We start from the raw sequence: 316 nt of genomic DNA on the forward strand, positions 1-316 counted from the left end.
TCACCACTTTGTGGTTCATGACTGGGGTGAAGTCGTAACAAGGTAGCCCTAGGGGAACCTGGGGCTGGATCACCTCCTTAACGATAGATTGCGATTTATGAGTGTTCACACAGATTGATTAGGTTTTAATAAGTTGAAGTGACAGAGCTTTAATTAATGATTTCGATTATTGATTAAAGCTTTTTGCTTTAAGCTCTTTAACAATTTGGAAAGCTGACTGATTTAAATAACTTACGAGTTATTCAAATCAAAATTTAAAAGTTCTTAATATCTTTTGTTTATCTTTAGATAAACAAATTAAAAACACATTCAAGTG

1 rRNA gene is annotated in these 316 nt (G+C 32.9%); it reads left to right on the plus strand.

Annotation, left to right across the window (positions count from 1 at the left end):
- A 16S ribosomal RNA gene (locus AACV33_RS04725) occupies positions 1–80 on the plus strand; the annotation flags it as partial.
- Positions 81–316: the final 236 nt, after the last annotated feature.

Origin of the sequence: Aliivibrio sp. SR45-2 (assembly GCF_963890165.1) — a bacterium.
Taxonomy (GTDB): domain Bacteria; phylum Pseudomonadota; class Gammaproteobacteria; order Enterobacterales; family Vibrionaceae; genus Aliivibrio; species Aliivibrio salmonicida.